General features: G+C 38.1%; 21 protein-coding genes and 3 pseudogenes. 15 read left to right on the top strand and 9 right to left on the bottom strand.

Translation table 11 applies throughout. The features are described 5' to 3' along the window. Nucleotides 1-78: 78 nt before the first annotated feature. Nucleotides 79-909, bottom strand: a pseudogene (gene repM / locus ACGTJS_RS12595) (replication initiation protein RepM); the annotation flags it as partial. 164 nt (nt 910-1,073) lie between these two features. Between repM and ACGTJS_RS12590 the strand changes: the two are divergent. The 4 genes from ACGTJS_RS12590 (at nt 1,074) to ACGTJS_RS12575 (ending at nt 4,829) form a co-directional block, all read left to right on the top strand. Then, nucleotides 1,074-1,916, top strand: coding sequence for an integrase core domain-containing protein (locus ACGTJS_RS12590; RefSeq protein WP_410472002.1), 843 nt, complete (start codon nt 1,074-1,076; stop codon nt 1,914-1,916). Between the two features lie 21 nt (nt 1,917-1,937). Beyond that, nucleotides 1,938-3,059 carry an ISAs1 family transposase gene (locus ACGTJS_RS12585; RefSeq protein ID WP_410473277.1) on the top strand — a complete coding sequence of 374 codons (1,122 nt, stop codon included), beginning with the start codon at nt 1,938-1,940 and terminating at the stop codon, nt 3,057-3,059. Nucleotides 3,060-3,124: 65 nt separating this feature from the next. Continuing rightward, nucleotides 3,125-3,952: a hypothetical protein gene (locus tag ACGTJS_RS12580; RefSeq protein WP_410472320.1), complete on the top strand. Its 828-nt coding sequence runs from the start codon at nt 3,125-3,127 to the stop codon at nt 3,950-3,952. Between the two features lie 34 nt (nt 3,953-3,986). Further along, nucleotides 3,987-4,829 (top strand): integrase core domain-containing protein, encoded by an 843-nt coding sequence (locus ACGTJS_RS12575; RefSeq protein ID WP_410472002.1) that lies wholly within the window; start codon nt 3,987-3,989, stop codon nt 4,827-4,829. 51 nt (nt 4,830-4,880) lie between these two features. Here ACGTJS_RS12575 and ACGTJS_RS12570 read toward each other — a convergent pair whose 3' ends face one another. Further along, complete coding sequence (locus ACGTJS_RS12570) at nt 4,881-5,795, bottom strand: RDD family protein (protein WP_315044012.1); 915 nt, start codon at nt 5,793-5,795, stop codon at nt 4,881-4,883. Nucleotides 5,796-5,979: 184 nt separating this feature from the next. Here ACGTJS_RS12570 and ACGTJS_RS12565 point away from each other — a divergent pair, with 184 nt between their 5' ends. The 4 genes and pseudogenes from ACGTJS_RS12565 to ACGTJS_RS12550 all read left to right on the top strand — a co-directional run bounded on the left by ACGTJS_RS12565 (nt 5,980) and on the right by ACGTJS_RS12550 (nt 7,870). Then, entirely contained in the window at nt 5,980-6,177 is a 198-nt protein-coding gene (locus tag ACGTJS_RS12565; RefSeq protein WP_410472319.1) for a hypothetical protein, read from the top strand. 91 nt (nt 6,178-6,268) lie between these two features. Continuing rightward, nucleotides 6,269-6,442 (top strand): hypothetical protein, encoded by a 174-nt coding sequence (locus tag ACGTJS_RS12560; RefSeq protein ID WP_315044014.1) that lies wholly within the window; start codon nt 6,269-6,271, stop codon nt 6,440-6,442. Nucleotides 6,443-6,655: 213 nt separating this feature from the next. Continuing rightward, complete coding sequence (locus ACGTJS_RS12555) at nt 6,656-6,901, top strand: transposase (protein ID WP_410472318.1); 246 nt, start codon at nt 6,656-6,658, stop codon at nt 6,899-6,901. A 149-nt stretch (nt 6,902-7,050) separates the two neighbouring features. Next, nucleotides 7,051-7,870: pseudogene (locus tag ACGTJS_RS12550) on the top strand (IS5 family transposase). 16 nt (nt 7,871-7,886) lie between these two features. On the opposite strand, the gene ppsA reads toward ACGTJS_RS12550, so the two are convergent. Then, nucleotides 7,887-10,265: a phosphoenolpyruvate synthase gene (gene ppsA, locus ACGTJS_RS12545; RefSeq protein ID WP_410472317.1), complete on the bottom strand. Its 2,379-nt coding sequence runs from the start codon at nt 10,263-10,265 to the stop codon at nt 7,887-7,889. A gap of 203 nt (nt 10,266-10,468) precedes the next feature. Here ppsA and ACGTJS_RS12540 point away from each other — a divergent pair, with 203 nt between their 5' ends. The 5 genes from ACGTJS_RS12540 (at nt 10,469) to ACGTJS_RS12520 (ending at nt 16,490) form a co-directional block, all read left to right on the top strand. Further along, nucleotides 10,469-11,344: a pyruvate, water dikinase regulatory protein gene (locus tag ACGTJS_RS12540; protein ID WP_410472316.1), complete on the top strand. Its 876-nt coding sequence runs from the start codon at nt 10,469-10,471 to the stop codon at nt 11,342-11,344. A 62-nt stretch (nt 11,345-11,406) separates the two neighbouring features. Continuing rightward, nucleotides 11,407-13,008, top strand: a complete 1,602-nt coding sequence (gene sthA / locus ACGTJS_RS12535; protein WP_410472315.1) for a Si-specific NAD(P)(+) transhydrogenase — start codon at nt 11,407-11,409, stop codon at nt 13,006-13,008. 26 nt (nt 13,009-13,034) lie between these two features. Beyond that, nucleotides 13,035-13,673, top strand: coding sequence for a 16S rRNA (guanine(527)-N(7))-methyltransferase RsmG (gene rsmG, locus ACGTJS_RS12530; protein WP_315043229.1), 639 nt, complete (start codon nt 13,035-13,037; stop codon nt 13,671-13,673). A gap of 39 nt (nt 13,674-13,712) precedes the next feature. Continuing rightward, nucleotides 13,713-14,498, top strand: coding sequence for a ParA family protein (locus ACGTJS_RS12525; protein ID WP_315043230.1), 786 nt, complete (start codon nt 13,713-13,715; stop codon nt 14,496-14,498). A gap of 9 nt (nt 14,499-14,507) precedes the next feature. After that, nucleotides 14,508-16,490: an extracellular solute-binding protein gene (locus ACGTJS_RS12520; protein ID WP_315043231.1), complete on the top strand. Its 1,983-nt coding sequence runs from the start codon at nt 14,508-14,510 to the stop codon at nt 16,488-16,490. Nucleotides 16,491-16,638: 148 nt separating this feature from the next. On the opposite strand, the pseudogene ACGTJS_RS12515 reads toward ACGTJS_RS12520, so the two are convergent. Both ACGTJS_RS12515 and msbA read right to left on the bottom strand, forming a co-directional pair. Continuing rightward, a pseudogene (locus tag ACGTJS_RS12515) lies at nt 16,639-17,691 on the bottom strand (GDP-mannose 4,6-dehydratase). 34 nt (nt 17,692-17,725) lie between these two features. Next, complete coding sequence (gene msbA, locus ACGTJS_RS12510; RefSeq protein WP_410472314.1) at nt 17,726-19,576, bottom strand: lipid A export permease/ATP-binding protein MsbA; 1,851 nt, start codon at nt 19,574-19,576, stop codon at nt 17,726-17,728. A gap of 131 nt (nt 19,577-19,707) precedes the next feature. Between msbA and ACGTJS_RS12505 the strand changes: the two genes are divergently transcribed. Together ACGTJS_RS12505 and ACGTJS_RS12500 are read left to right on the top strand one after the other, a co-directional pair. Continuing rightward, nucleotides 19,708-20,499, top strand: a complete 792-nt coding sequence (locus tag ACGTJS_RS12505) for a hypothetical protein (RefSeq protein ID WP_410472313.1) — start codon at nt 19,708-19,710, stop codon at nt 20,497-20,499. Between the two features lie 32 nt (nt 20,500-20,531). Beyond that, nucleotides 20,532-21,338 (top strand): glycosyltransferase family 25 protein, encoded by an 807-nt coding sequence (locus ACGTJS_RS12500; RefSeq protein WP_410472312.1) that lies wholly within the window; start codon nt 20,532-20,534, stop codon nt 21,336-21,338. Nucleotides 21,339-21,429: 91 nt separating this feature from the next. On the opposite strand, the gene ACGTJS_RS12495 is transcribed toward ACGTJS_RS12500, so the two are convergent. Genes ACGTJS_RS12495 through ACGTJS_RS12480 form a run of 4 tightly spaced genes read right to left on the bottom strand, consistent with a single transcriptional unit; the run spans nt 21,430 to nt 25,355 of the window. Beyond that, the gene (locus ACGTJS_RS12495; RefSeq protein ID WP_410472311.1) at nt 21,430-22,218 is read right to left on the bottom strand and encodes a glycosyltransferase family 25 protein; all 789 of its coding nucleotides are present in this window, start codon (nt 22,216-22,218) and stop codon (nt 21,430-21,432) included. Next, nucleotides 22,205-22,987, bottom strand: a complete 783-nt coding sequence (locus ACGTJS_RS12490; RefSeq protein ID WP_410472310.1) for a glycosyltransferase family 25 protein — start codon at nt 22,985-22,987, stop codon at nt 22,205-22,207. The genes ACGTJS_RS12495 and ACGTJS_RS12490 overlap by 14 nt, the downstream gene beginning before the upstream one ends. A gap of 2 nt (nt 22,988-22,989) precedes the next feature. Continuing rightward, nucleotides 22,990-24,588, bottom strand: a complete 1,599-nt coding sequence (locus tag ACGTJS_RS12485) for a glycosyltransferase family 2 protein (protein WP_410472309.1) — start codon at nt 24,586-24,588, stop codon at nt 22,990-22,992. Then, on the bottom strand, nt 24,585-25,355 hold the full coding sequence (locus ACGTJS_RS12480; RefSeq protein ID WP_315043671.1) for a glycosyltransferase: 771 nt from the start codon (nt 25,353-25,355) through the stop codon (nt 24,585-24,587). The genes ACGTJS_RS12485 and ACGTJS_RS12480 overlap by 4 nt, the downstream gene beginning before the upstream one ends. Nucleotides 25,356-25,359: the final 4 nt, after the last annotated feature.

The following is a 25,359-nucleotide window of genomic DNA, read 5'->3' as shown; positions in this document are numbered from 1 at the left end:
TTTCACACCTATCATGTGGGTAGATTGGGTGTGTGGGTGCATAATGCGGATTGTTGTGGGGTTTTCAATATTTTGGCATTAATAAATTGCCCCAAAATTAAACTCCACCCTACCCAAAAAAGGCAAATAAAACTCGGATTTGGTGGGGTCTAGCAGTTCATCAGCGATTTTATTTACAAACTCATCAGTACTAGCCCCAACAGGGGCATAGCTCCCTAACTCTGGCAAACTCGCCAGTTTTTTGGCAAACATTAGACGCTGTTTATCAGTCATTTTAATCATGAAATTTTGTTTACCATTATCATTAGTAGATTTTTGTTTATCTTTTTTCTGCTTAAAACTAAAAGTAAAGCCAACAATTTTCCGCCCTTGTTTTTGTTGTTCGTATTTTACGTCAATATCGGTATGTTGGTTAATTTGTTTAACCGCTAAGTTCAATACATCTTTTTTAAAATCACTCATACGAATATATTCATGACTTAATAACCCCAATCTAAAACGTAATTCTTCTAAACTAATTTTTAATATTTTTGTGGTTTTAAAACGTATTAAACATTCATACAATCGCATAGAATAACGACTTTGCAATTTTGCTACTTGTTCTATTTCATAAGTTGTAAACGCTCTTTCAAGCTCCACCAACATCGGAATAATGGCGTTGGCAAACATAAATTTAACGGTGGCTTCATTTTCTACATATTCGGCAGATTGGGTGAAACGTTCGTAACGTACCGCTAAATTACCCCTATTGTTAATATATCTATATCCCCATTCAGCTCTATATAAACCAAGTACAGCTTGTTTTAAAGCCTTATATGCACTTTGTCTTTCTACATTAAAAGCATTAATATAATCATTGGCATGAATAATTAATTCTTTATCTTTTAATTGCTCAATATTATCGCAGAATTCTCTAGCTTTTAATCAGGGCAAAATCAAAATTAATAAAATAAAGTTTACAAATTGTCAAAAAGACAAAAAACTCATAAAATACTTCTAAAAAGGAGAACCCATGAGCTTTATATGTAAGATATCCTAGCGTTATTTACAGTATTTAGGATAAAATACTGCAAATGAACATACATAAAAACACCAGACTGCTACCGTTTGAAAGAGAAGCTATTTGGATAGCCTATCATCAAAACAAACAAAGCGTAACATCACTTGCTGAAGAATACAAAGTATCAAGACCAACAATCTACAAGGTATTGAAACTTGCCAGAGTGAAGTTACTAAAACCACAAACCAGTGTCAATAATCGCTTTAAACAAGCGAAATTTGGCATTAAACGCTTAGCTAAAGTTGAAAAGAGTATACAAGACAAACTCAAAAAACAAGCCAAGCGTTATAATAAATCCTATCCTGGTGAGATGGTACACGTAGATACAAAACGCCTACCACTGCTCAAAGGACAAAATAGCAACAGCCCTAGAGAATATCTGTTTGTTGCCATTGATGATTATTCTCGTGAACTGTATGCTTGTATTATGCCAGACAAAACAGCTTTTAGTGCGGCTAAGTTTCTGACAGAACAAGTTATTAAACCTTGCCCTTATACGATTGAGGTGATTTATTCTGACAATGGCACAGAATATAAAGGCACAAAAGACCATGAATTTGTCAAAGCCTGTTATAATAACAACATCAATCAGAAATTCACCAAAGTTGCCAAACCACAAACCAATGGTAAAGCAGAACGAGTAATACGTACGCTCATGGAAATGTGGCATGAACAATGTGAATTTACAGGTAGTGAACATAGAAAGCAAGAATTAACAAGATTTCTTAATTTCTATAATACCGTTAAACCCCATTCATCTTTAACTAAAAAAGATGATATTACTGGCAAAACTCAAACCTTTACTCCTTATGAGTGGTTGGAGTTTTATTTTAAACAAAGTGTAAATAACGCTTGAGGTTCTTACACTTTATAGAACATTTCAGTATCATCGAAGATCGAAGACCGAGGAACAGACATCAACATCAAACACAGACTAATAGACATACTATTTTTAACACTATGTGGCATATTATCTGGAGCAGAAGGCTGGGAAGAAATTAGCGAATTTGGCAAACAAAAACAAACATGGCTAAAAAAATTTTTGGGCTACGACAACGGCATCCCATCCGCCTCAACCATAAAACGAGTAATAAGCCTAATTGAAGCTGAAACATTACTAAACAGCTACATCAACTGGATAAACAGTATCAGAGAACAACAAGACCTAACCATCATCGCCATTGATGGCAAAACCTTAAAACAAAGCTACCAAAACAGTGATGACAAACTAACCGCCCTCCACTCAATCAGTGCCTATGCCACCGAAGAAGGAATCACATTAACACTAACAGACTCAAAAACCAAAACAAATGAAATACAAGGCGTACTTGAACTAATTGAAATATTAGAACTCAAAAGCACAATCATTACCGCAGATGCCATGAGTTGCAACAAAAAAATAACCAAAGCCATTACGGATAAACAAGGAGACTACGTCTTACAGCTAAAAGCCACTCAAAGTAAACTACTAGCAGAAGTCAAAGCCTACTTTCACAAAATACGCCGAGATGAACCAAACTTAATTGAACAAGGCTATCATGAAAACATTGATGCAGGGCATGGACTGATTGAAACAAGACAATGTACACAATTGGCTATTAGTGACTGGATTGAGAATGCTAAAGAATGGACAAATCTAAACAGTATCATTGAGATTGTCAGAATCAGACATGATAAAAAAACAGGTGAACAGACGACCCAAACTGCGTATTACATTAGCTCATTATCTATTAATCCAGAACAGCTTAATTATGTTATCAAACGACATTGGGCGATTGAAAATAGTTTACATTATGTGCTTGATGTGACTTTTAAAGAAGATAGCTGTCGTATTCGTGAGCAACAAGCTACTAAGAATATGGCTTTGTTTAGAAGGGCTTCGGTGTCTTTAATTAAGTCTTCAGGTATCAAGGGTAGTGTTAAGTCTATTGTTAAGCGTTGTGGTTGGAATCATGATATTCTTGAGCAAGTTGTATTCGGTAAAACTTTTGTTGGGTAAGTTTGATTTTGCCCTGTATCCGCATTCTGATTAATGCAATAGCTGATTGACAGGTATCAATCATTGTGTATCAGTCCATAGCCTATACCAATGACTTTAACCAAGCACAAGCACTTAAAGAATTAAATGCTCAGGTGACTATCACCACAGAGTTTGGCAAAGAAGCACCGAAAGCAGTGGCGGAGTTTGCTGACAAGCAAACTTTTAAACTCATTCAAAACCTAGATGAACTTAATGACAAAAATATTGACATCACCTTTGATGAGTATCAAAATACCATCAAAGAGATTGATAAATGGAGTAAAGGCGGTATCTACCGTGTTGCTTTGCATACTGCAGCCACTGCCCTAGCTACAGGCACTGCTCAGGGTGGATTATCAGCAGGCACAACCGCTTACGCCATTCCAAAGATTGATGAGTATCTGGCAGAACAAGGCTTTGACAAAGAAGTCAGAGATGCTGCCCTGCTTGCCCTATCAGCAGGCATTGGTGCGACTGTTGGCGGTGATACAGCAAGTACTGCTAACAATGTTGGGCAAACACAGTGGAATTATTTGACGCATACAGAATTATCTGCATGGAAAACTAGCCTTATCAATTGTTCTGGTAATCAACAATGTATTGATAAAGTAAATGCCAAATATGACAATCTAAATAAAACAAGCTTTCATCATTTTGAGGATTATTGTACAATTAACTTTAATACTCAAAGATGCTCTAATCTCATCAGTCGTTTCCAAAATGGCACACAGGGAGATTACAATCTAAAACACTTGCCAGGTCTTTATACTGACATATCAAGATTGGGTGGCACTAATGCAAGCACCACCATCAATAGTGTTAAAATAAATAATGCTACAGGCGGTTATCTTATTAGATGTAAGATATCCTAGCGTTATTTACAGTATTTAGGATAAAATACTGCAAATGAACATACATAAAAACACCAGACTGCTACCGTTTGAAAGAGAAGCTATTTGGATAGCCTATCATCAAAACAAACAAAGCGTAACATCACTTGCTGAAGAATACAAAGTATCAAGACCAACAATCTACAAGGTATTGAAACTTGCCAGAGTGAAGTTACTAAAACCACAAACCAGTGTCAATAATCGCTTTAAACAAGCGAAATTTGGCATTAAACGCTTAGCTAAAGTTGAAAAGAGTATACAAGACAAACTCAAAAAACAAGCCAAGCGTTATAATAAATCCTATCCTGGTGAGATGGTACACGTAGATACAAAACGCCTACCACTGCTCAAAGGACAAAATAGCAACAGCCCTAGAGAATATCTGTTTGTTGCCATTGATGATTATTCTCGTGAACTGTATGCTTGTATTATGCCAGACAAAACAGCTTTTAGTGCGGCTAAGTTTCTGACAGAACAAGTTATTAAACCTTGCCCTTATACGATTGAGGTGATTTATTCTGACAATGGCACAGAATATAAAGGCACAAAAGACCATGAATTTGTCAAAGCCTGTTATAATAACAACATCAATCAGAAATTCACCAAAGTTGCCAAACCACAAACCAATGGTAAAGCAGAACGAGTAATACGTACGCTCATGGAAATGTGGCATGAACAATGTGAATTTACAGGTAGTGAACATAGAAAGCAAGAATTAACAAGATTTCTTAATTTCTATAATACCGTTAAACCCCATTCATCTTTAACTAAAAAAGATGATATTACTGGCAAAACTCAAACCTTTACTCCTTATGAGTGGTTGGAGTTTTATTTTAAACAAAGTGTAAATAACGCTTGAGGTTCTTACAGCTAACCCATGCTACAAAATTTTATTGAAAATATTGATAGATTAGGCTTTTGGCTTGAGTTCAAGTGGATTGATTTGGGTATCATCAGCTACCACGACATAAGTTTTTGCCAGTTTGTCATGCAAACTTTGTCTATCTTCATTCATAAAAATAAACACAAAATCCACCAGCAAAAATGCTAAACCAAACGCCGACAACGAATATGCTAAGATCGGTAAAATACTGCGTAATACAATCAAATTTAAAAAGTTAGGAATGGCATTGCTGTTAATATCCAACACACGAATACCCATAGCCATTTTGCCAAGCGTCTGTCCACGCTTCATCAGTAATAACATCTGAGCAAATAAAGTTCCCCAAACCAAAATATTGGTCAAAACCAAAATATGCTGTGGCACAACTGACAAAAGTTCCATCTGTTGAGCGGTGCTAAGTTGGGTTACGCCTTGCTCTGCCATGGTTTTGATTTTGTCAAAACTTGGGCTGTTCATCAACGCAATCACCAAAGGCGATGACGCTAATACCATCAAACCAAAATCAATCAATTTTGCCAAAATCCGACTGCCAATCGGGGCAAGGGTGAGCTGTTTGTTAGCGTGAGCGATATCCATGTCCTTTTTTTCGGTTTTAAAAAGGCTTGGTTTTTCGTTATTTTTTGGGGTTTTGTGCGGATTGTTGGCGTTGTATTTGTCCCATATGCTTGAGGATTTTTTTTCTTCTTGCACAGGTTCGGCAGGCTGTGGCGTGTTGTTGATGATGTAGTCGGGTTCGTCTGTTGCCGTTGGGTTGTAGTGTGTGCGGTTTTGTACGGTGTCGCCCACGCTTTGCCAGTTGGCAAGCCCTTCGTGCCACATTAAATCATTCGGCAAAAGTTGGTTTGTTGCCAAAATTTGGTTAAATTGTTCAAGGGTGTACGGTCCTGCTTGGACGTTGTTACGAGCCAAATAAATCTGCATGGTGTTCTCTTTTTTGCTTTTTTGTAGTATTTTGGGGTGATTGTTAAAATTGCAAGTTGATTGGGTTTGTAAAATACAGTTTTATTGTTAAACTTTTATATCATTTTTCTCAGCACACAACAAAAAAACAAAAAAGTCTGTTAAAGCCATGTCATAATAACAATTTTTCTCACGAACCACCACCATGCCAAACCTTAACAGACTAGAAACTAGTTTAACCCAAAACCTTAACATGAACAAGTCAAGAATTACCTGTTTAAGCCTAATGATAATAGCTATCATTACCGCCCAAAGCAGTAACCTAAAAAAAATAGCAAGGCACTTTACCAACAGCACAACAAATGACAGCAACTACCGAAGAATACAATGCTTTTTCGCCTAAACACCCCTAAATGAACACCAAATAGCACGCCTTATCTTTCAACTATAGTTAAAACTGCAATATAATAATCAATTTTATCACGAGTAATATCATGCCAAAATATACGACCAAGACCTACGAGACAAAGCCATCAGCAACTGGCAAAAGACAGGCAACAAAAGCAAAACAGCCAGATTCTTTGAAATCAACCGTAACACCGCCTTTGAAAATTACGTCAAATCTCAAAAGTTTGGCACAGCAAAACAACTTAGAAAACAATACTTAAAAGACCATGCTGATGTCAGTATTTCGTATAATGCTTTTTTACAAACACTGCATCGCATAAACTGGACATTTAAAAAAAAGACCACATACTTTAAGCAAGCAGACCCAATAAAAAAATTGGCTTTAAACTGATGCTTGGATTATTACTTTTAAATGATTTTAACATCATCGCCCCTGTTACCTTTGACGGTGGTTACACACATTAGGTCAATCTTTGCCAAAAGATGAAAAAGGTGAGTATCCAAAACGTATTTTGATAATGGATAATGCTAGGTTTCATTATGGTGGCGATTTACAAAAAATTGCCAAGCAATACAATATAATGCTGATGTATTTACCACCTTACTCGCCTGAACTCAATCCAATTGAACAGTTGTGGGCGGTAATCAAGCAAAAAGTTCGTTTAACTCTAAGCAACTTTAACTCGCTTAAGGATTGTATTGAAAGTTGCTTGGTATAATTAAGTTTTGACTATAACGATTGGCAATACAATAAAAAAGTGGACGTATCAAACGCCCACTTTTTTAACTTTGATAAATGATTAGACCTCTTTCCAAACCTTAATAGTGATTTGGTATAATACTGATTTTTAGAAAAAACAGCAAAAGCATGATACCCGAACAAGCAGAAAAACTCAGTGACGCACAATTTAAACGCTACTTTGGCATCCAAAGAAGTACCTATACTCATATGCTCACCATACTACAAGAAGCATACAACGAACAACACAAAAAAGGTGGCAGGAAAAATGAAATCAGCCTAGAAAACAAGCTCATGCTGACTTTGAGTTACTACCGAGAATATCGCACCCAATTTCACCTAGGGCAAGACTTTGGTATCAGTGAAAGTGCTGTCTGTAAAACCATCAAATGGGTAGAAAGCATACTGATAGCCCACAAAGACTTTGCCCTACCTAGCAAAAAGGCTTTATGGCAAGACCCAAACCTTGAAACCGTACTGATAGACGCAACCGAAGTACCTTGTGAGCGACCCAAAAAAAGCAACGCAGGCAATACTCAGGTAAAAGAAACACCACACCTTAAAAGCACAAATCGTTGTCGATAAAAACAGCAAAAAAATACTTTGTACTCATTTTAGCAAAGGTAAAACCCATGACTTTAAACTTTACCAATACTCAAAAATGCGTATAAAGCCTAGTATCTTAATCTAAGTAGATTCGGGCTATCAAGGCATACACAAACACCATGCCAATAGCAAATTCCCAAAAAAGAAAACCAAGCTTAATCCACTATCTAAAGTTGACAAACAAGCCAATCGAGAATTAGCTTCTGAACGGGTAACCAATGAACATGTTATCGGCAAAATCAAACGTTTTAAAATCCTAGCCTGTCGTTATCGTAATCGCAGAAAACGCTTTGGCTTAAGGGTTAATTTGATTTGTGCCATTTATAATTTCGAGTTGGGTTAGTTTGGAAAGAGGTCTATTATGCGTTTTTCGCATTTTTATCATTTGCCAAAAAGAACCAAGTATCCAGTACCGAGTCAGGATTTAGCGATACTGATGTGATACCTTGTTCCATTAACCAGCACGCCAAATCAGGGTGGTCAGAAGGACCTTGACCGCAGATACCGATATATTTGCCAGCTTTATTACACGCATCAATCGCCATTTTTAGCACTTTTTTGACCGCAGGGTCACGTTCATCAAACAGATGCGATACGATTTCAGAATCACGGTCAAGCCCTAGTGTTAATTGGGTCAAGTCGTTTGAGCCGATTGAAAAACCGTCAAAGTATTCCAAAAATTCGTCCGCCAATAACGCATTGGTTGGCAATTCGCACATCATAATGATACGCAAGCCATTTTCACCACGTTTTAAACCATTTTCGGCAAGTAGCTCAATCACACGCTTGGCTTCGCCTGTGGTACGCACAAATGGAATCATGATTTCTACATTGGTTAAACCCATGTCATCACGCACACGTTTTAAGGCACGGCATTCTAATTCAAAGCAATCACGGAAGTTTTCTGATACATAACGGCTTGCCCCACGGAAACCTAGCATTGGGTTTTCTTCTACAGGTTCGTACAGTTTTCCGCCGATTAGGTTGGCATATTCGTTGGATTTAAAATCACTCATACGCACGATAACAGGTTTGTCGTGGAAAGCGACAGCAAGGGTAGAAATGCCTTCCACCAGTTTATCCACATAAAAATCAACAGGACTTGCGTAACCTGCGATACGCTCGTTAATCGCTTGTACGATTTCTCGTGGTAGGGTGTTCATGTTTAGCAAGGCTTTGGGGTGAACGCCAATCATGCGGTTAATGATAAATTCAAGACGAGCCAAGCCAATGCCTTTGTTTGGGGTTTGGGCAAAACCAAAGGCACGGTCAGGATTACCCACGTTCATCATGACTTTAAAGGCAAGCCCTGGCATAGAATCGATAGAATTGTTTTGGATTTTAAAGGCCAATTGACCTTCATAAATAAAGCCTGTATCGCCTTCGGCACATGATACGGTAACGTCTTGACCATCTGTTAAAAGTTCAGTTGCGTTGCCACAGCCGACAATCGCAGGCACACCCAATTCACGTGCGATAATCGCTGCATGGCAGGTACGTCCGCCACGGTTGGTGATAATCGCTGATGCACGTTTCATCACAGGTTCCCAATCTGGGTCGGTCATGTCAGACACCAACACATCGCCGTCTTGGACTTTGTCCATTTCGTGAACAGAATTGACGATACGCACTTTACCTGCACCGATACGCTGACCGATTGAGCGACCTTCACAGATAACTTCACCTTTTTCTTTTAGGATATAACGCTCCATGACGTTGCTATTTTCACGGCTTTTGACGGTTTCTGGGCGAGCTTGTACGATAAATAATTTGTTGCTATCGCCATCTTTTGCCCATTCAATGTCCATCGCATGACCGTAGTGTTTTTCAATAATTAAGGCTTGTTTGGCAAGTTCGGTCAATTCGGCATTGCTTAGGGCAAATTGGTTACGCTCTTCTTTATCAACAGGGACGACTTTTACCGATTTTCCTGCTGAAAAACTGTCGGCATACACCATTTTTTGTTGTTTTGAGCCAAGATTTTTACGGATAACGGCAGGTTTGCCATTGTTTAATAAAGTTTTTGAAATGTAGTATTCATCAGGGTTTACCGCACCTTGAACGACCATTTCGCCCAAACCGTAACTTGCAGTGATAAAGACTACATCGTTAAATCCGCTTTCGGTGTCAATGGTAAACATAACGCCTGACGTGCCAGTTTCTGAACGCACCATGCGTTGAACACCTGCTGACAAGGCAACGCCAGCGTGTTCAAAGCCTTTATGCACACGGTAAGCAATCGCACGGTCATTGTAAAGTGACGCAAATACTTCTTTAATCGCCACCAAAATATTGTCAATGCCACGAATGTTCAAAAACGTTTCTTGCTGACCTGCAAATGACGCATCAGGCAAATCTTCGGCAGTTGCAGATGAACGCACCGCCACCGCAATGTCTTTGCCTTCGCTTAAGGTTGCGAATGCATCACGGATTTCTTGTTCCAAATCTTTTGGCAACTCTTGGGCGATAATCATTTCACGGATTTTTTTGCCCGTTTCGGCAAGGGCGTGAACGTCATCAACGTTTAAGCCTTTTAATGCTTGGTTAATTTTGTCGTTTAAGCCTGTGTCATGTAAAAATTTGTTAAATGCTTCTGACGTGGTGGCAAAACCAGTCGGCACGCTGACCCCAAGGTCGGTCAAATGACTAATCATTTCGCCAAGCGATGCGTTTTTGCCGCCGACTTTGTCAATGTCATTTTTACCAAGTTTTTCAAAAGGGATAACTTGTGGGTTCATATAATAACTCCGTGAAATAAGGATATTTTAAAAATTGATAATGCTATTTTACCTAAAAATTGCTGATAACAAAAGCGTTTTATTTTATTTTGCAAATTTTTTTGAATAATTAGAATTTATACAATAAATTAGGTATAATAGCCAAAGATTTTGTTTTTCATTTTTTATTTTTCGGTTTTTTTATAGGAAACAAGTGATATTTTATGGACTTTATTAAATCCACGATTCAAAATAAACACGCATTAAATGACAATGCGGACAATGTCAGAGCGGTTTTTTATATTTCTGATGGAACAGCCATTACCTCCGAAACCATTGGACGGTCTATGCTGACTCGTTTTCCCAATGTGCCGTTTGAAGTATATGTCATTCCCTATGTGGATAGCATTGAAAAAGCCGACAAAGCGGTACAACAGATTAATTTTTTGTACCAAAAAACAGGCATGATGCCTTTGGTGTTTGATACCATTGTTGATGATAAAATTCGTGAACATATCAATCAGGCGACCGCTTTTAATTTGGATATTTATGAAGGGTTAATCGGTAAAATTGCTGATGAATTACAAGTTGCACCTGCACCACATACCGTCAATGCACACGGTGATGTGGATTCAGAAGTGTATAAAGAACGCATTGATGCGGTGCATTTCGCCCTTGATAATGATGATGGGGCAAGAACACACCATTATGCAGCGGCAGATATTATTTTGGTCGGTGTTTCACGTTCTGGCAAAACGCCAACATCTTTGTATTTGGCGTTGCAGTTTGGCATTCGTGCGGCAAATTATCCTTTGACCGAAGATGATTTGTACGAAAATACTTTGCCAAAAGCCTTGCAACCTTATAAAGACAAATTGTTTGGTTTGGTCATTGATATTGACCGTCTGGTAAAAATCCGAGAAGAACGCCGTGCAGGTAGCCGTTATGCCAGTTATCAACAATGCCAACAAGAATTGCGAGCCATTCAAGGCATTTATATTTCACAAGGTATTCCAAATATTGACGTATCCACCATGTCGATTGAAGAAATTGCCACACGCATTTTGCAAATGACAGGATTAAAACGCCGTATTGGTTAAATTTATTGTAAAAATATTGAAGTATTATTTAAAAGTTTTAATTGTAAGTAAAGGAAAAAGTTATGCCAAAGTCAAAAAAAGATGACATCACACAAGACAAAATAGAGCAACCAAAAACCAAAGCCGATTTGTCCGAATCCGACAAAACCGCCAACACTGCCAGCATTGGCGAAGATGACAAGCCCAATCATTTTGACGATGGCTCAAAACATTTTGATGTGATTAGCCCGCTTGACAGCACACGTATCAGTATCAAACGCCAAAAACGCCAAGATGCCCAGCATAATTATGACTATGATGCGATTGTGATTGGGGCGGGTCCTGCTGGTGAAGCAGCGGCAATGAAAATTGCCAAATCTGGGCAAAAAGTTGCCGTGATTGACCCACGAAAACAAGTGGGCGGAAACTGTGCTCACGTAGGGACGATTCCAAGTAAAGCTTTGCGTCAGTCGGTGTTTAACATTATCAGTAACCGCCGAGACCCTGTGCTTAATCAAGGCGTGGATTATCATTTAATCCCTTTGAACAAAATTTTGACCAAAGCCCGTGATGTGGTGCGAGCCCAAGTAGATACGCACACCCGTTTTTATGAGCGTAATCGTATTGATTTGATTAATGGCTGGGCGAGTTTTAAAGATAAACATTGTCTGCATATTGACATGAATGACGGCACAGAACGCAACATCACTTTTGACAAAGCCATTATCACGGTGGGTAGCCGTCCGTATCGCCCTGATATTTTGGACTTTGACCATCCACGTGTGTTTGATTCTGACCAAATTTTGCAGATGGATTACGTCATTCAGCGTATTATTATTTATGGGGCAGGCGTGATTGGCTGTGAATATGCGTCTATTTTTACAGGTTTGGGTTATAAAGTGGATTTGATTAACACCCAAGAGCAACTGTTAAGCTACCTTGATGACGAAATTTCGGACGCATTGTCGCATGACTTCCGCCAATTTGGGGTGTTAATTCGCAATAACGAAGAAATTGATTATTTAGAAACTTTTGATGATTGTGTAATTTTGCATTTAAAATCTGGCAAAAAAATCAAATCCGATGCGATTTTGTGGTGTAACGGACGTTCAGGTAATACCGATAGCCTAAACTTGGCAAATATCGGTTTAGAAGCCAACAAACGTGGACAATTAAGCGTCAATGAATTTTATCAAACCAACATTGATAACATTTATGCCGCAGGTGATGTGATTGGCTGGCCATCATTGGCATCAGCTGCTTATGACCAAGGGCGTTGTGCAGCCGCATATATGGTCGGCGATGAAAACGCCCAGCCTGTGCGTAGCGTGCCAACAGGGATTTATACCATTCCAGAAATCTCCAGTATCGGCAAAAACGAAAAAGAGTTGACCGCAGAACAAGTGCCTTACGAAGTCGGTCAAGCATTTTTTAAACATTTGGCAAGAGCACAGATTGTTGGCGAGCGTAGTGGTGTATTAAAAATCTTGTTTCATCGTGAAACCTTACAAATTTTGGGTATTCACTGCTATGGCAACCAAGCCTCCGAGATTATTCACATTGGACAAGCGGTGATGTTGTTAAATGGCACGCTAGAATATTTTGTTAATACCACCTTTAACTATCCAACAATGGCGGAAGCCTATCGTGTAGCGGCGTTAAACGGTCTAAATCGTGTATTTTAATTGGTAAAAAATAATTGGTAAAAACAATGTTAAAAATTGACAATTCGTATCAACAATTATTACCAAAGTTGCAAAATGGTTTAGAACAGCTTAATTTAAATTTAAGCGAAATCCAACAAAATAAACTATTGTATTATTTACAACAGTTGTTGTTTTGGAATAAAGCCTACAATCTGACAGCGATTAAACAAGCCGAACCTGCTTTAATCAAGCATATCTTAGATAGCCTAAGCATTGTGCCACATTTGCCAACAGGTGATTTGTTAGATATTGGCACTGGGGCAGGCTTGCCATCGGTGATTGTGGCGATTTGTCAGCCAGAACGCCAAGTTACCGCTTTAGACAGCAATGGTAAAAAAGTACGTTTTATCAAACAGATAACAAGCGAATTGGGACTAAAAAATGTCAATCCGATTGCCAGCCGTATAGAAGAGCACACGCAAACTTATGATATTATTACCTCTCGTGCGTTTGCGTCTTTGTTGGATTTTGTGGCATTAGGACAAGATAAATTAAAGCCAAACGGCGAGTTTTGGGCGATGAAAGGCGTAAATCCTGTAGACGAAATTGCTCAATTACAAGCCAATTGGCAAATTGACAGCATTCGCTTGACTGTGCCATTTTTGGACGAAGAACGCCATTTGATTCATTTGACAAAATCATAATTTGCAAAATATATTTAAATAAACTTTTAGAGAAACTTCATGGATATTTTAGCAATTGCCAATCAAAAAGGCGGTGTTGGCAAAACTACCACCGCTGTAAACCTTGCCAGTGCTTTGGCACACAAACGCAAAAAAGTGTTGTTAATTGACCTTGACGCACAGGGCAACGCCACCACCGCATCAGGCATTGACAAACGTGAACTAGAATATAGCATTGCCGATGTATTGCTTGATGATGTGCCATTGCTGGATGCGATTGTCAAATCGGACGCAGGTTATGACGTGGTGGGGGCAAATGGCGAACTGTCTGGCATTGATTTATCGTTGAGCCAAATTGACAATAATTATGCGATTTTGGATACTGCCATGCAGTCGTTAAATGATTTGCCAAACAAAAACGGCAAGCCACAAAAAGCCTATGATTATGTGATTATTGACTGTGCCCCAAGTTTGAGTTTATTAACGATTAATGCCATGTATGCGACCAGCGGTGTGATTATTCCGATGCAATGCGAGTATTTTGCCTTAGAAGGTTTGGCGGATTTGTCAAATACCATTGAGCGATTAAAAGAATTAAACCCAAATTTGCACATTCGTGGCGTGTTGCGTACCATGTTTGACCCAAGAAATACGCTTGCCAATGATGTATCTCGTGAGTTGGTACAGCATTTTGGCGATATCATGTTTCACACCATTATCCCAAGAAATGTGCGTTTGGCGGAAGCCCCAGCCCACGGTATGTCGGTGATTGATTATGAACAAAATTCTACAGGTGCGTATGCTTATACCAAACTGGCGAATGAATTAATCAAACAAAAACGTTAAGGATTTTTTATGGGCGTGTGGCAAAAAAAAGCATACATTATCAGCCTTGTGGTGGCAGGTGCGTCTTTGCCATTATTTGCCCAAAGTGTCGCCACGCCAAAAACCGATAAAAAAACCGACACAACCAATCCAATCTTTACAAACCAAAATTCAACCAACGAAAATTCTAGCAACCAAAATCTTATCAACCAAAACACAACAAAACAACCACCGCAAAAAACAGGCGTTCAAACCGTTACTGCACTGGGACATAATAGCACACCTACATTTGTAGGATTAAGTCATCTGCCGTATGCCAACCCGAACGCCCCCAAAGGTGGCACGTTAAGCCTATCGGCACAAGGTACGTTTAATAGCATGAACCCTTGGATTGACAAGGGTACGCCAGCCATAGGCACCTTTTATTTATACGATACCTTGATGACAGGCTCACTGTCCGAAGGCTTTGTCATGTATCCACAACTTGCCGAAAAAGTTACCTTTGACCCAAATGATAAAAGTTGGGTAATTTATCACGTCAATCCCAAAGCCTATTTTTGGGACGGTTCGCCTGTAACGGCTGATGATGTTAAAGCCAGTCTGGAAGCGATTTTAACCAAAGGCACGATGAGTATGCGAAGCTATTTATCAGGGGTCAAAAGAATTGAAACCTTGGATAGACACCGTGTCAAATTTATTTTTGATGGGGCGGACAATGCCGAATTGCTGTTGACCGTGGGGCAAATGCCGATTTGGTCTAAAAAAAGCATTGATGAAAATTTTGAAAAAGTATCTTTAACACCTCTAATGGGCAGCGGTGCGTACAAAATCGGTCAGATTGAAGCAGGGCGTAACGTCAGTTATGTGAGAGACCCAAACTATTGGGGGGCAAAAAGCGATGCTGGTGTGATGGCAAATGTGGGGCGTTTTAATTTTGATACGATAAAATTTGTGTATTATCAAAGTCAAGAGATTGCTTTTGAAGGTTTTAAGGCTGGCGAGTATCAGTTTCGCCCAGAAAATAAAGCCAGAACGTGGGCGACAGGTTATGACTTTCCTGCGGTGAAAAATCAGATGGTGGTCAAAGAAAAAATCACCAACAAAAATCCTGTGCCGATGCAAGCCTTGGTGATGAACAATCGCCGAGCCATTTTTCAAGATATTCGTGTAAGGCAGGCTTTGACATTGGCGTATGATTTTGAATGGTTAAACAAATCTATGTTTTATGGACAATATGAACGTTTGCAAAGTTTTTTTCATGGCTCAGAATTACAGGCGACAGGTACGCCAAATGCCGATGAAATGGCAGTTTTAACGCCATTATTGTCAAAACTTGAACCCATTCAACGACAATTTACGTTATCCAATTGGCAAGCTCCAAAAAGTCAAGGCGATGGTTTTAATCGTGAAAATCTGCTCAAAGCCAGAGAATTATTATTACAAGCCAAATTTTATTATCAAAATGGCAAATTATTTCAGCCCAATGGCACACCTGCCAAATTTGAAATTTTATTAACAGGCGACCAGCAAAACCGCATTATTTTGCCCTATGTGCGACAGTTACAGCGTTTGGGCTTTGATGTGAATATTCGTGGTGTGGATGCACCGCAGTATTTGGAGCGAGTTCGCAAGTTTGATTATGATATGATTGTGGATATTTTTGCACAAAGCACATCACCGGGGGCGGAGCAAAGCTATATGTGGGGTAGTCAGTCGGCGGACGAGCAGGGCAACCAAAATTCCGCAGGTATCAAAAATCCTGTGATTGATACGGTGATTGACAAACTTATCAAATCGCAAAATCGTGATGAGATTATTTTGTATAGCAAGGTGTTAGACCGATTGTTGCGAGCGGGGTTTTATATGATACCGACTTATGGCAAGCCGTATGATACCATCGCCCATTGGCAACAGTATGAGCATGGCGAGCTACCGACCAATGCGATTGGTTTGGATTATTGGTGGGTCAATTCAGAAAAAGAAAAAAAGGTCAAACAATATTTGGGAAAATAATCATGTTACAAGAATATGATAAAGACAGTTTATTCAAACTAATTTTATATTAAAATAAGGAATATAACTGATTTTTTAAACTCAAATATTTTCTAAGAATTTTTTTATGCAAGGCTAGGAGGGCGTTCAAAACTCTGTGTCAGTTAAATTATAGTTTCATCACAGTATCTAAACGATCAGGGAAATGGATAGACAACTGCATCATTGTTTGACCCCAGTTATTAATTAGCATCGTCCATTTCTCTGACGCATTTAGCATACCAACATACAGTAATTTTAGCAAGCTTGTTTCATTAGGAAATGCTCCTTTAGTTTTGGTAACTTTTCTGAATTGACGATGAACCGCTTCAACCGCATTCGTGGTATAGATTGGCTTTCTCACCGCTTCAGGGTATTTGAAATAAGCACTGAGTAAATGCCACTTATCCCGCCAAGAAGCAATAACAGTGGGGTATTTGCCACCCTAGACTCTATCAAGCTCATCAAGAGCAATCTCAGCTGATTCCTTGTTTACCGCCTTATACAGCCAATCTCGGATTTGCTTGCCATTAACATAAACAGGCAGGTTTTTACCGTTTAGGGCGTTTAAAATCATCAGTGGAATGAGTTTTTCTGGGAAATGATACGGATCGTAATTGTTTGAACAATTGGTAATCACCATAGGCAAGCCATAGGTTCTGTGCCATGCACGCACCAAATGGTCGGAGCTGGCTTTACTTGCCGAATAGGGCGAGCTTGGGGGCGTAAGGCGTGGTTTCGGTGAATAAATTGTCCGTGCCGTGCAAATCGCCATACACTTCATCGGTAGAAATGTGGTGAAAGCGGAAAGTTGCCTTTTTATCGTCCGACAACTTGGCATAATAGGTGCGAGCCACTTCCAGTAGGGTGTAAGTGCCGATGATGTTGGTTTCAATGAACTCACGAGAGCCTGTAATAGAGCGGTCTACATGACTCTCTGCCACTAGGTGCATGACAATGTCAGGGGTAAATTCATTAAACAAAAGTTTAATTTCGGCTTGATTGCAAATGTCAGTTTGACTAAATTGATAGCGTGGATTGTCCGCCACACTGATGAGCGATTCTAAATTGCCTGCATAGGGAGTTTATCTACGTTTAAAACGCTGTGGTCGGTGTCGTTGATTAAATGGTGAATAACTGCAGAACCGATAAAGCCTGCACCGCCTGTGAGTAGGATTTTCATTGTATTATAATCCTTATGTTGTTTCGTTGCTTAACTAATTAGTCAAATTGGTTAAATTCTTAAGTTTAGCATAATACCCATTCGCCATCATCAGCTCATCATGTGAGCCTTGTTCAATAATTTTGCCCTCGTCCATCACGATAATGCGGTCGGCTTGTTCAATGGTAGTTAAACGGTGTGCGATAATAATACTTGTCCGCCCTTGCATTAAGCGTTCTAAGGCTTGCTGTACAAGGCGTTCGGACTCGTTATCTAACGCACTGGTCGCCTCATCAAGTAATAAAATCGGTGCATCTTTTAAAATTGCCCTTGCGATAGACACACGCTGACGCTGACCGCCAGAGAGCTGACTGCCATTTGCCCCAATCGGCTGATGAATGCCTTGCGGTAATTGTTTTACCACTTCCATCAAATTAGCTGATTCTAACGCCTTAATGACTTCTTCTTCGGTAGCAGTAGGGCGAGAATAACGCACATTGTTAAACAACGTATCATCAAACAAAAAGGTATCTTGCGAAACGAGCGAAAATTGTGAACGCAAATTATCCAATTTTACGTCTTGAATATCCACACCATCTAGCAAAATTTTGCCATCAGTTGGCAAAATAAAACGTGGGAGCAAGTTTACTGCCGTGGTTTTGCCCGACCCTGATTTGCCCACTAGGGCGACTTTTTCGCCTGCTTTGATGTATAGGTTAAACTCATCAAGGGCTTTTTTGCTATCGGCATTGTATTGTACGCTAATATGGCAAAACTCTAAAGTGCCTGTGATGTTTGTCAATTCTATCTTTCCGTTGTCTTCTTCTGGCTTGGTGTCCAAAAATTCACAGACCGAATCCGCCGCCAAAAACATGGTTTGCATAGGGACGCTGATGTTTGCCAAATTTTTAATTGGTCCAAACATCTGCATCATCGCCACGATAAATGCCATAAACTCACCAATAGTGGTTACGCCGTTTTGACTTTGCCAAAGTGCGATAAAAATAACAATAGCAAGGGCGATAGAACCAATGATTTCATTAATTGGCGAGCGAGCTACGTTGGCTTGGGTAATTTTTTTGTTTAAATGTACAATTAACTCATTGACTTGCGTAAATTTATCACGAGCTTGACCTTGACCGCCAAACAGTTTAATCACACGGTTGCCTTCGTGTGTTTCATTGATGACGGTATTTAACACGCCCACGCTTTTTTGCGAAGTGTCAATGATGTTTTTTAGACGATTGCGGTAATATTTTGAAATAAAAGATAAAATCGGAAACATCACCAAAATAATCAAGGTCAATTGCCAGTTTAAATAAAACAGCACGCACACCAAACCCACGACAATCAGCGTATCACGAGCGAGTGTGATAAAGACATCGCTTGCACTGCTCAGGGCGGTGGTTGCCATGTGCGAGATGTTCATCAGCATATCGCCAGCCGACTTTTCTTGGTGATATTTTACCGACAGCGACAGCATTTTATCAAACATATCACGGCGTAAATGACTGACCGCCATGATAGACACCCACGTCAATAGATAGCTGCTGACATAACGACAAACGCCACGAAACACGACCAACACCATAAAAAAAATCGGCACAATCCAAATTTTATTTTCTGTTCCCCAAATTAAGTGGTGAAATTGGTCTTTTAAATGGATTAAGTCAGCCATCAAACCGCTATTTTGTTGTACAGGGGCGATGTTGTCAGGTATGGCAAAGCCTTGATTGATTAAGGGGGCGATAAAGGCAGATAAGTAGCTTTCACAAATGGCGATACCCAAAATTGCCAGTAGGGCGATGATGATGCGAGTTTTGTAGGGTTTGATATACATCATCAATCGCATAAAACTGGCGGTGTCTTTCTCGGAAAATGTGCCGAAGGTGAGTTTGTGGAGCATTATTAAATTTCTTTGTTGCTATAATCTTTGCATAATTCTATCATATATTGGTATTTTATGCTAAAATAAAAAGAAATGTGTTTTTTTAAAAACAATTTTTTGTTAGTATACTCCTTTATCTGTGGTGAAAAATGGAACTCAAGCATAAGATTAGATTATTTATTAATCAACAAAAATCAAAATTTTTTCCTTATCATTACAATCAAAAATTGTACCAAGATACTTTTTTAAATCATCATGCTCCTAATTATGTAGATATTGATACAAAAGTTGATAAAAAAATTTATGTTTTTTGGACAGGCGATAACCCATTAACAGAAAATCGTCAGCGTTGTTTGCAAGCACTCAAAGATAAATCTGATGTTGAAATTGTGTTAATCACACCACAAAATTTACAAGATTATATTTTACCCAATGCACCTTTACATCCAGCTTATCCTTATTTGTCGTTAGTCCATAAAGCAGATTATTTAAGATGTTATTTTATGCACCATTTTGGCGGTGGCTATAGTGATATAAAAGAATGTCAAAGTTCATGGCAACCTTATTTTGATAAATTAAATAGTAGCAACCATTATATACTTGGTTATCCTGAATTGAAAAAAAATGACGTTGCACGACTTGACGGTCAATTAGGACAAGATTTAAAGGCGAATTTTTCAAGAATTATTGGCAATGTGGCTTATATTTGTCGTCCCAATACGCCTTTCACTCAAGAGTGGTATGCTGAATTATTGCACCGCATGGATTTTTATGCAGATAAATTAGAGCAAAATCGTGGTAATATTTGGGGTGATAATGAAGGCTATCCAATCGCTTGGACAAATATTTTAGGGGATATTTTTCACCCATTATGTTTAAAATATATGCAAAAAATAGGCTATGAAAATCATTTACGCCCAAGTTTAGAAAATTATAGATAGTAATCATTTTATTTGACAACAAGAATATTTATATGCAAAACTTTGTGATTAGCTTAACGACTTCTCAAGACCGAAGAGAACATATTTGTAATGAATTTGGTAAATATAATATACCATTTGAGTTTTTTGATGCTATCACACCGAACCAAATTGATAACTTATCTATAAAATTTGACATATCTTTAACTGATACTTTTCTAAAAAATTCAGAAATAGCTTGCCTTTTTAGCCATATTAGTTTGTGGCAAAAATTATTAAATAGTGAGTATGATTATTTCTGTATTTTTGAAGATGATATTTTTTTATCACAAGACTGCTCTTATTTTTTTGAAGAAATAAATAGGCAAAAAGTATTAAATCAAATTAAGCTTTTGAATGTGATAAAAATAGAGACTTTTCAAATGCCTGTATATTTAGCAAAAACACAATCGATTAGCCAATATATAAAAATATCCAAACTCAAAAGTGTGCATTTCGGTACAGCTGGTTACCTAATTACCAAAAAATGGGCTAAAATTTTTTTGGAAATTCTTGGAAATTTATCTCAAAACAAGCAACTAATGCCTATTGATCATGTTATATTTGATAAATTCTTATCAGAAGTTGACGTTTTTCAAATGCTTAAGCCTATTTGTATTCAAGATGCTGTATTAAATAGTAATAGTACATTTGAAAGCATTATTCAAAAAGAACGGAAAGAAAGAACTCACCCACAAAATATGGGATTAATCCCTAAAAACATTCATTTAAATCTTTGGCAAAAAATTTTTCGAGAATTAACCAGACCTTTTAAGCAGGCACATAAAAAAATATTCACCAAGACACTCAATTTTAATTAGAATAAGTTGAACTTTTACACTCCAGTCTTTTATACTAAAAGGTTTTAAGTGTCAAATGCTCAACAGAGTCGAGTTTTTATCAATAATTTTTTTATTTAAAAACTAGTGTAATTTTGGGGTAAAAGATTTTAAAACATAATTGTTTAAAAGGTCGGATAACCTCTCTGATAAGCTTTCTGAAAAATGACAGTTTTATTTTATTTGGTTTATCAATTTTTTCTCGCCATTGTAAATATGTTTGAAATTTTTGATTATCTGGATATAAAATACAATCTTGAATACATAACACAGGATTAATCTGCCAAATATCATACTCTCCACTAGTAAAATAATCTCTAAACAAAATCTGGTCAATATGCTCAATTGGCTTATTTTTAATAAAATTTAATAAGGATTTTATAGCTTTGCTTGATAAAATATAGCCACCTGCACCAATATGCACACAAGATAATTTGCCAAGCTGATGTTTATTAATCATTTTTGTATTTTTGAGTTTATTAATTTTTTCATTAATTTTTTCAATCTTAATAATATGAACATCACTTGGTATCCAATTTGTGTTGGATAAAAATTGGTTAGCGGTGTTTGATAAATATACATCATCTTCAAAAATCGCAATATAATCCAAGTTTTCATCAATAGCCTTTTGCCATAATGACACATGACTTAAAAAACAAGAAATTTCATTAGGCGATAAATCATTATGATGATTTATGTCTAAATTTAGTTTATTTGCCATGTCAAAAGAAGTTTTTGGTATGACGGCATCAAAAAAATCAAATGGCATATTTTGCTTAGCAAATTCTTGTGTAATATGCTCACGGCGGTTTTGAGCTGTGGCTAGACTAATAACGTAATTTTTCATTTTATCTAAACTCAATTAACTCTCTACTCAAATTCCCAAATGTTTTGCGATAGGCATTTGATAACTCGCCTTTTAGTTTTTGACTTAAGGTGCGTTTTGGCTTTACTCGTTGTTCACGAGCATTTTTTATATCGCTTGGCATTGCATTTTGTGATGGATAAAGTATAAACTCTTGAGCAACAATCGCAGGAAATAATTGATAAATTGGTAAACTATCTTTAATTTGCATATATCTATCAAACATAAGTTGGTCAATCGCAAAATATTCATTCGCTAAATCAAGTGTTTTAATAAAATTTAACAAAGACAAAGCTGTTTTTTGACTAATAATATAACCTGCTGTACCAAGATGATATTCTTTTAATGGTTTAGCACTTCTATTATCTACTAAAAGAACACTTTCAGAGCCTAATTTGCGTTTTTGTAAAAAAGTTTCAGTTTTGATAAAATCAATTTGATTGTTTTTTAACCAATTTTCATCATTAAAAAATAACTGTGCATTTTTACCCAAATAAATATCATCTTCAAAAATGGCAATATAATCCAAATTTTCATTAAGCATTTTTTGCCACAATATCACATGACTTAAAAAACAGCCTTTTTCCCCACCTGATAAGCATTGATTATTGATTAAATCAATGTTTAATCGCTCGCACGCTTGCACCATTGTGTCTGGGGTAATGGCATCAAAAAATTCAAAAGGGATATTTTGCTTGCTAAATTCTTGCGTGATATGTTCACGACGTTGCGTGGCGGTAGTAAGACTGATGACGAAATTTTTCATGATTATTTTTCCTGCTGTGAATGATGAAGCCACCACAAAATAATATATTTATCCAACGTATAACCCATTGATGCCACTGCTAAAATATAGCCATACACCCCTGTCAGCATATCGCCACGTATCACATATTCACGGATAAAGGAAAACCACGCACGAAACATCAAACCGATAAACCCAACTTTTTTGCCGTGTTTATATTTTTCATTTGCCCAATCGTTGCTATAACGCACATTTTTTAACAAAAAATGATACAAATTATCGTTGGTAATATGCGGTAAATAACCCTTTAACACTACACTTGGCACGCCTTTTTGGTCAAGCGATTCATGCACTTCAAGGTCGGAATATTTAAACTGAGAATTGGCGTACAACCGAGCCAATTTATCGGTATACCAAAAGCGTTTTTGCACTTCCACACCGCAAAACGTATTCACACGAGCAAGACTGTACACTTTATCGGTCTGCACAGGCTCACAAAGCACATCGGCAATGGCTTGGCGTAAGGTTTGGTCAAGGCGTTCATCGGCATCTAGCACCAACACATAATCGCCCGTAGCATAACTTTGGGCGAGTTGGCGTTGCTTGCCAAAGCCTTGCCAATCGGTATTCACAAACCATTTTGCCCCATAACTTTTGGCAATTTGTTCGGTATTATCGCTACTTCCGCTGTCTAAAATGACTATCTCATCAACCAAATCTTTAACCGTTTCCAAACAAGCGGATAAATGTTTGCTTTCGTTTTTTAAAATCATCACCAGCGAAAGTGTGGATTTTTTATTTGATAAATCAATCGGTTGTAAATTTTTTGCCATTTTCACCGATTGTAAAAAAGCCGTTTCAGCTTGATTGTGCGTTAAATCGTACAAAATGGCGTATTTATTAAAGGTGTATTGCGTAAAAAATAGCGAATAAATCAGCCCATATTTGCCTTGCAAAAACCGCCCATCAATAATGTATTGTTTAATAAACGCCCAAAGTGGGTTTAAAATTACTTTAGAAAACTTGCCTTTTTTGCCCTGTGCGTGTCTGTCGTCCGCCCATGCTTTGGCATAAAATAGGCGTTTTTCTAACCAAAAAAGTGGTGTTGGTGCGGTATGATGATGTAAAAATCCGTCTAATTTTGCGGTCGTTGCCCCATTTAACACCACAGATTCATGCACTAAGTTATTGTCATAACTAAACTTTTTGGGATACAATCGCCAATGGGCTTTTACACTCCACAAGGCATTGTCAATTTGATGACCAAAAACAAAATCAAGGCGTTTAATGCCATAGACGGTATCTTGCGGTTCGCTGTTAATAACGTTTAAAATGCTTTGTTTTAGGCGTGGCGTAACTTCTTCATCAGCGTCCAATGCCAAAATCCAATCCCCTGTGGCATAACTTTGGGCAAGTTGGCGTTGTTTGCCAAAGCCTTGCCAATCGGTATTGACAAACCATTTTGCCCCATATTTTTCGGCAATTTGTTGGCTGTTATCCGTACTGCCACTGTCTAAAATGATGATTTCATCGGCAAAATCCACCACCGCAGGTAGGGATATTTTTAGGTTTTCGGCTTCGTTTTTGACTATCATCACCACGGATAATTTAGAATCACTCATTTCCAATAATCCTTAATCCAATCCGTTGGCAATACCTTGCGATACCATTTGCCACTTTTGCCAATAATGGCATCAGGTGGATTGACTTCGCCATGAAAAATCACCATTTTGGCATCTTTTGGCAAGATTGGTGCTTTAAAAAAACTCATTGGGAATGGCTGTACGCATTGATATTTAAAACTTACGCACCACGAACTGTCCCAATATTCTAGGTGATGATGTTCTCGCAAATAGTTGGATAAAAATGCCTGTTCGTGACGTACTTCACCACGGATTTTTTCAAAATTTTGCTCAAAATAGCTTAATAAATTGGGGTAGGTATTTTGCCCAACTTTAAAACGATAAACCGATGAATTGCCCACCATTCGCCACGGTTTTTTCCAATCCCGAATAATCATCACGCTATCGTCATGCTCGGCTTTATGGGTAAAAAAGCAGTCCATGTTATTTACAATGACAATATCAATGTCCAAAAACAATGCCGTGCCTTTTAAGTCATACAATTCTGGCTTAAAGGTGGTGAGTTTTTTCCAGCCACGCTCGGGCAGATTTGGCGGTAAGTTAAGCTCTGGAATGGGGTAGCATTTGACATTGGGGTCAATGCCTGTGCTGTCGTCCGTTAGGCAGACCATTTGAAACGGTAAAGTTAAGTTGCGTTTAACCATGTTATACAGGCGATTGACGTATTCTGCACCGTATTTTGCACCCCATTTCATGCAAATAATGTAGCGGTTTTCATTGTCAGTTGGTTGGTTGGTGTGGTTCATGGTT

Source organism: Faucicola mancuniensis (assembly GCF_046523945.1).
Lineage (GTDB): Bacteria > Pseudomonadota > Gammaproteobacteria > Pseudomonadales > Moraxellaceae > Faucicola > Faucicola mancuniensis.
Note: the sequence above shows the minus strand (reverse complement) of the source record. Positions and strands in the feature narration are given on the sequence as shown.

Bases quoted from the DNA above. Each gene is read 5' to 3' on its own strand.
- ACGTJS_RS12590 (WP_410472002.1), top strand. From the start codon at position 1,074: ATGAACATACATAAAAACACCAGACTGCTACCGTTTGAAAGAGAAGCT.
- ACGTJS_RS12575 (WP_410472002.1), top strand. From the start codon at position 3,987: ATGAACATACATAAAAACACCAGACTGCTACCGTTTGAAAGAGAAGCT.
- ACGTJS_RS12570 (WP_315044012.1), bottom strand. From the start codon at position 5,795: ATGCAGATTTATTTGGCTCGTAACAACGTCCAAGCAGGACCGTACACC.
- ACGTJS_RS12565 (WP_410472319.1), top strand. From the start codon at position 5,980: ATGCCAAACCTTAACAGACTAGAAACTAGTTTAACCCAAAACCTTAAC.
- ACGTJS_RS12560 (WP_315044014.1), top strand. From the start codon at position 6,269: ATGCCAAAATATACGACCAAGACCTACGAGACAAAGCCATCAGCAACT.
- ppsA (WP_410472317.1), bottom strand. From the start codon at position 10,265: ATGAACCCACAAGTTATCCCTTTTGAAAAACTTGGTAAAAATGACATT.
- ACGTJS_RS12540 (WP_410472316.1), top strand. From the start codon at position 10,469: ATGGACTTTATTAAATCCACGATTCAAAATAAACACGCATTAAATGAC.
- sthA (WP_410472315.1), top strand. From the start codon at position 11,407: ATGCCAAAGTCAAAAAAAGATGACATCACACAAGACAAAATAGAGCAA.
- rsmG (WP_315043229.1), top strand. From the start codon at position 13,035: ATGTTAAAAATTGACAATTCGTATCAACAATTATTACCAAAGTTGCAA.
- ACGTJS_RS12525 (WP_315043230.1), top strand. From the start codon at position 13,713: ATGGATATTTTAGCAATTGCCAATCAAAAAGGCGGTGTTGGCAAAACT.
- ACGTJS_RS12520 (WP_315043231.1), top strand. From the start codon at position 14,508: ATGGGCGTGTGGCAAAAAAAAGCATACATTATCAGCCTTGTGGTGGCA.
- msbA (WP_410472314.1), bottom strand. From the start codon at position 19,576: ATGCTCCACAAACTCACCTTCGGCACATTTTCCGAGAAAGACACCGCC.
- ACGTJS_RS12505 (WP_410472313.1), top strand. From the start codon at position 19,708: ATGGAACTCAAGCATAAGATTAGATTATTTATTAATCAACAAAAATCA.
- ACGTJS_RS12500 (WP_410472312.1), top strand. From the start codon at position 20,532: ATGCAAAACTTTGTGATTAGCTTAACGACTTCTCAAGACCGAAGAGAA.
- ACGTJS_RS12490 (WP_410472310.1), bottom strand. From the start codon at position 22,987: ATGAAAAATTTCGTCATCAGTCTTACTACCGCCACGCAACGTCGTGAA.
- ACGTJS_RS12485 (WP_410472309.1), bottom strand. From the start codon at position 24,588: ATGAGTGATTCTAAATTATCCGTGGTGATGATAGTCAAAAACGAAGCC.
- ACGTJS_RS12480 (WP_315043671.1), bottom strand. From the start codon at position 25,355: ATGAACCACACCAACCAACCAACTGACAATGAAAACCGCTACATTATT.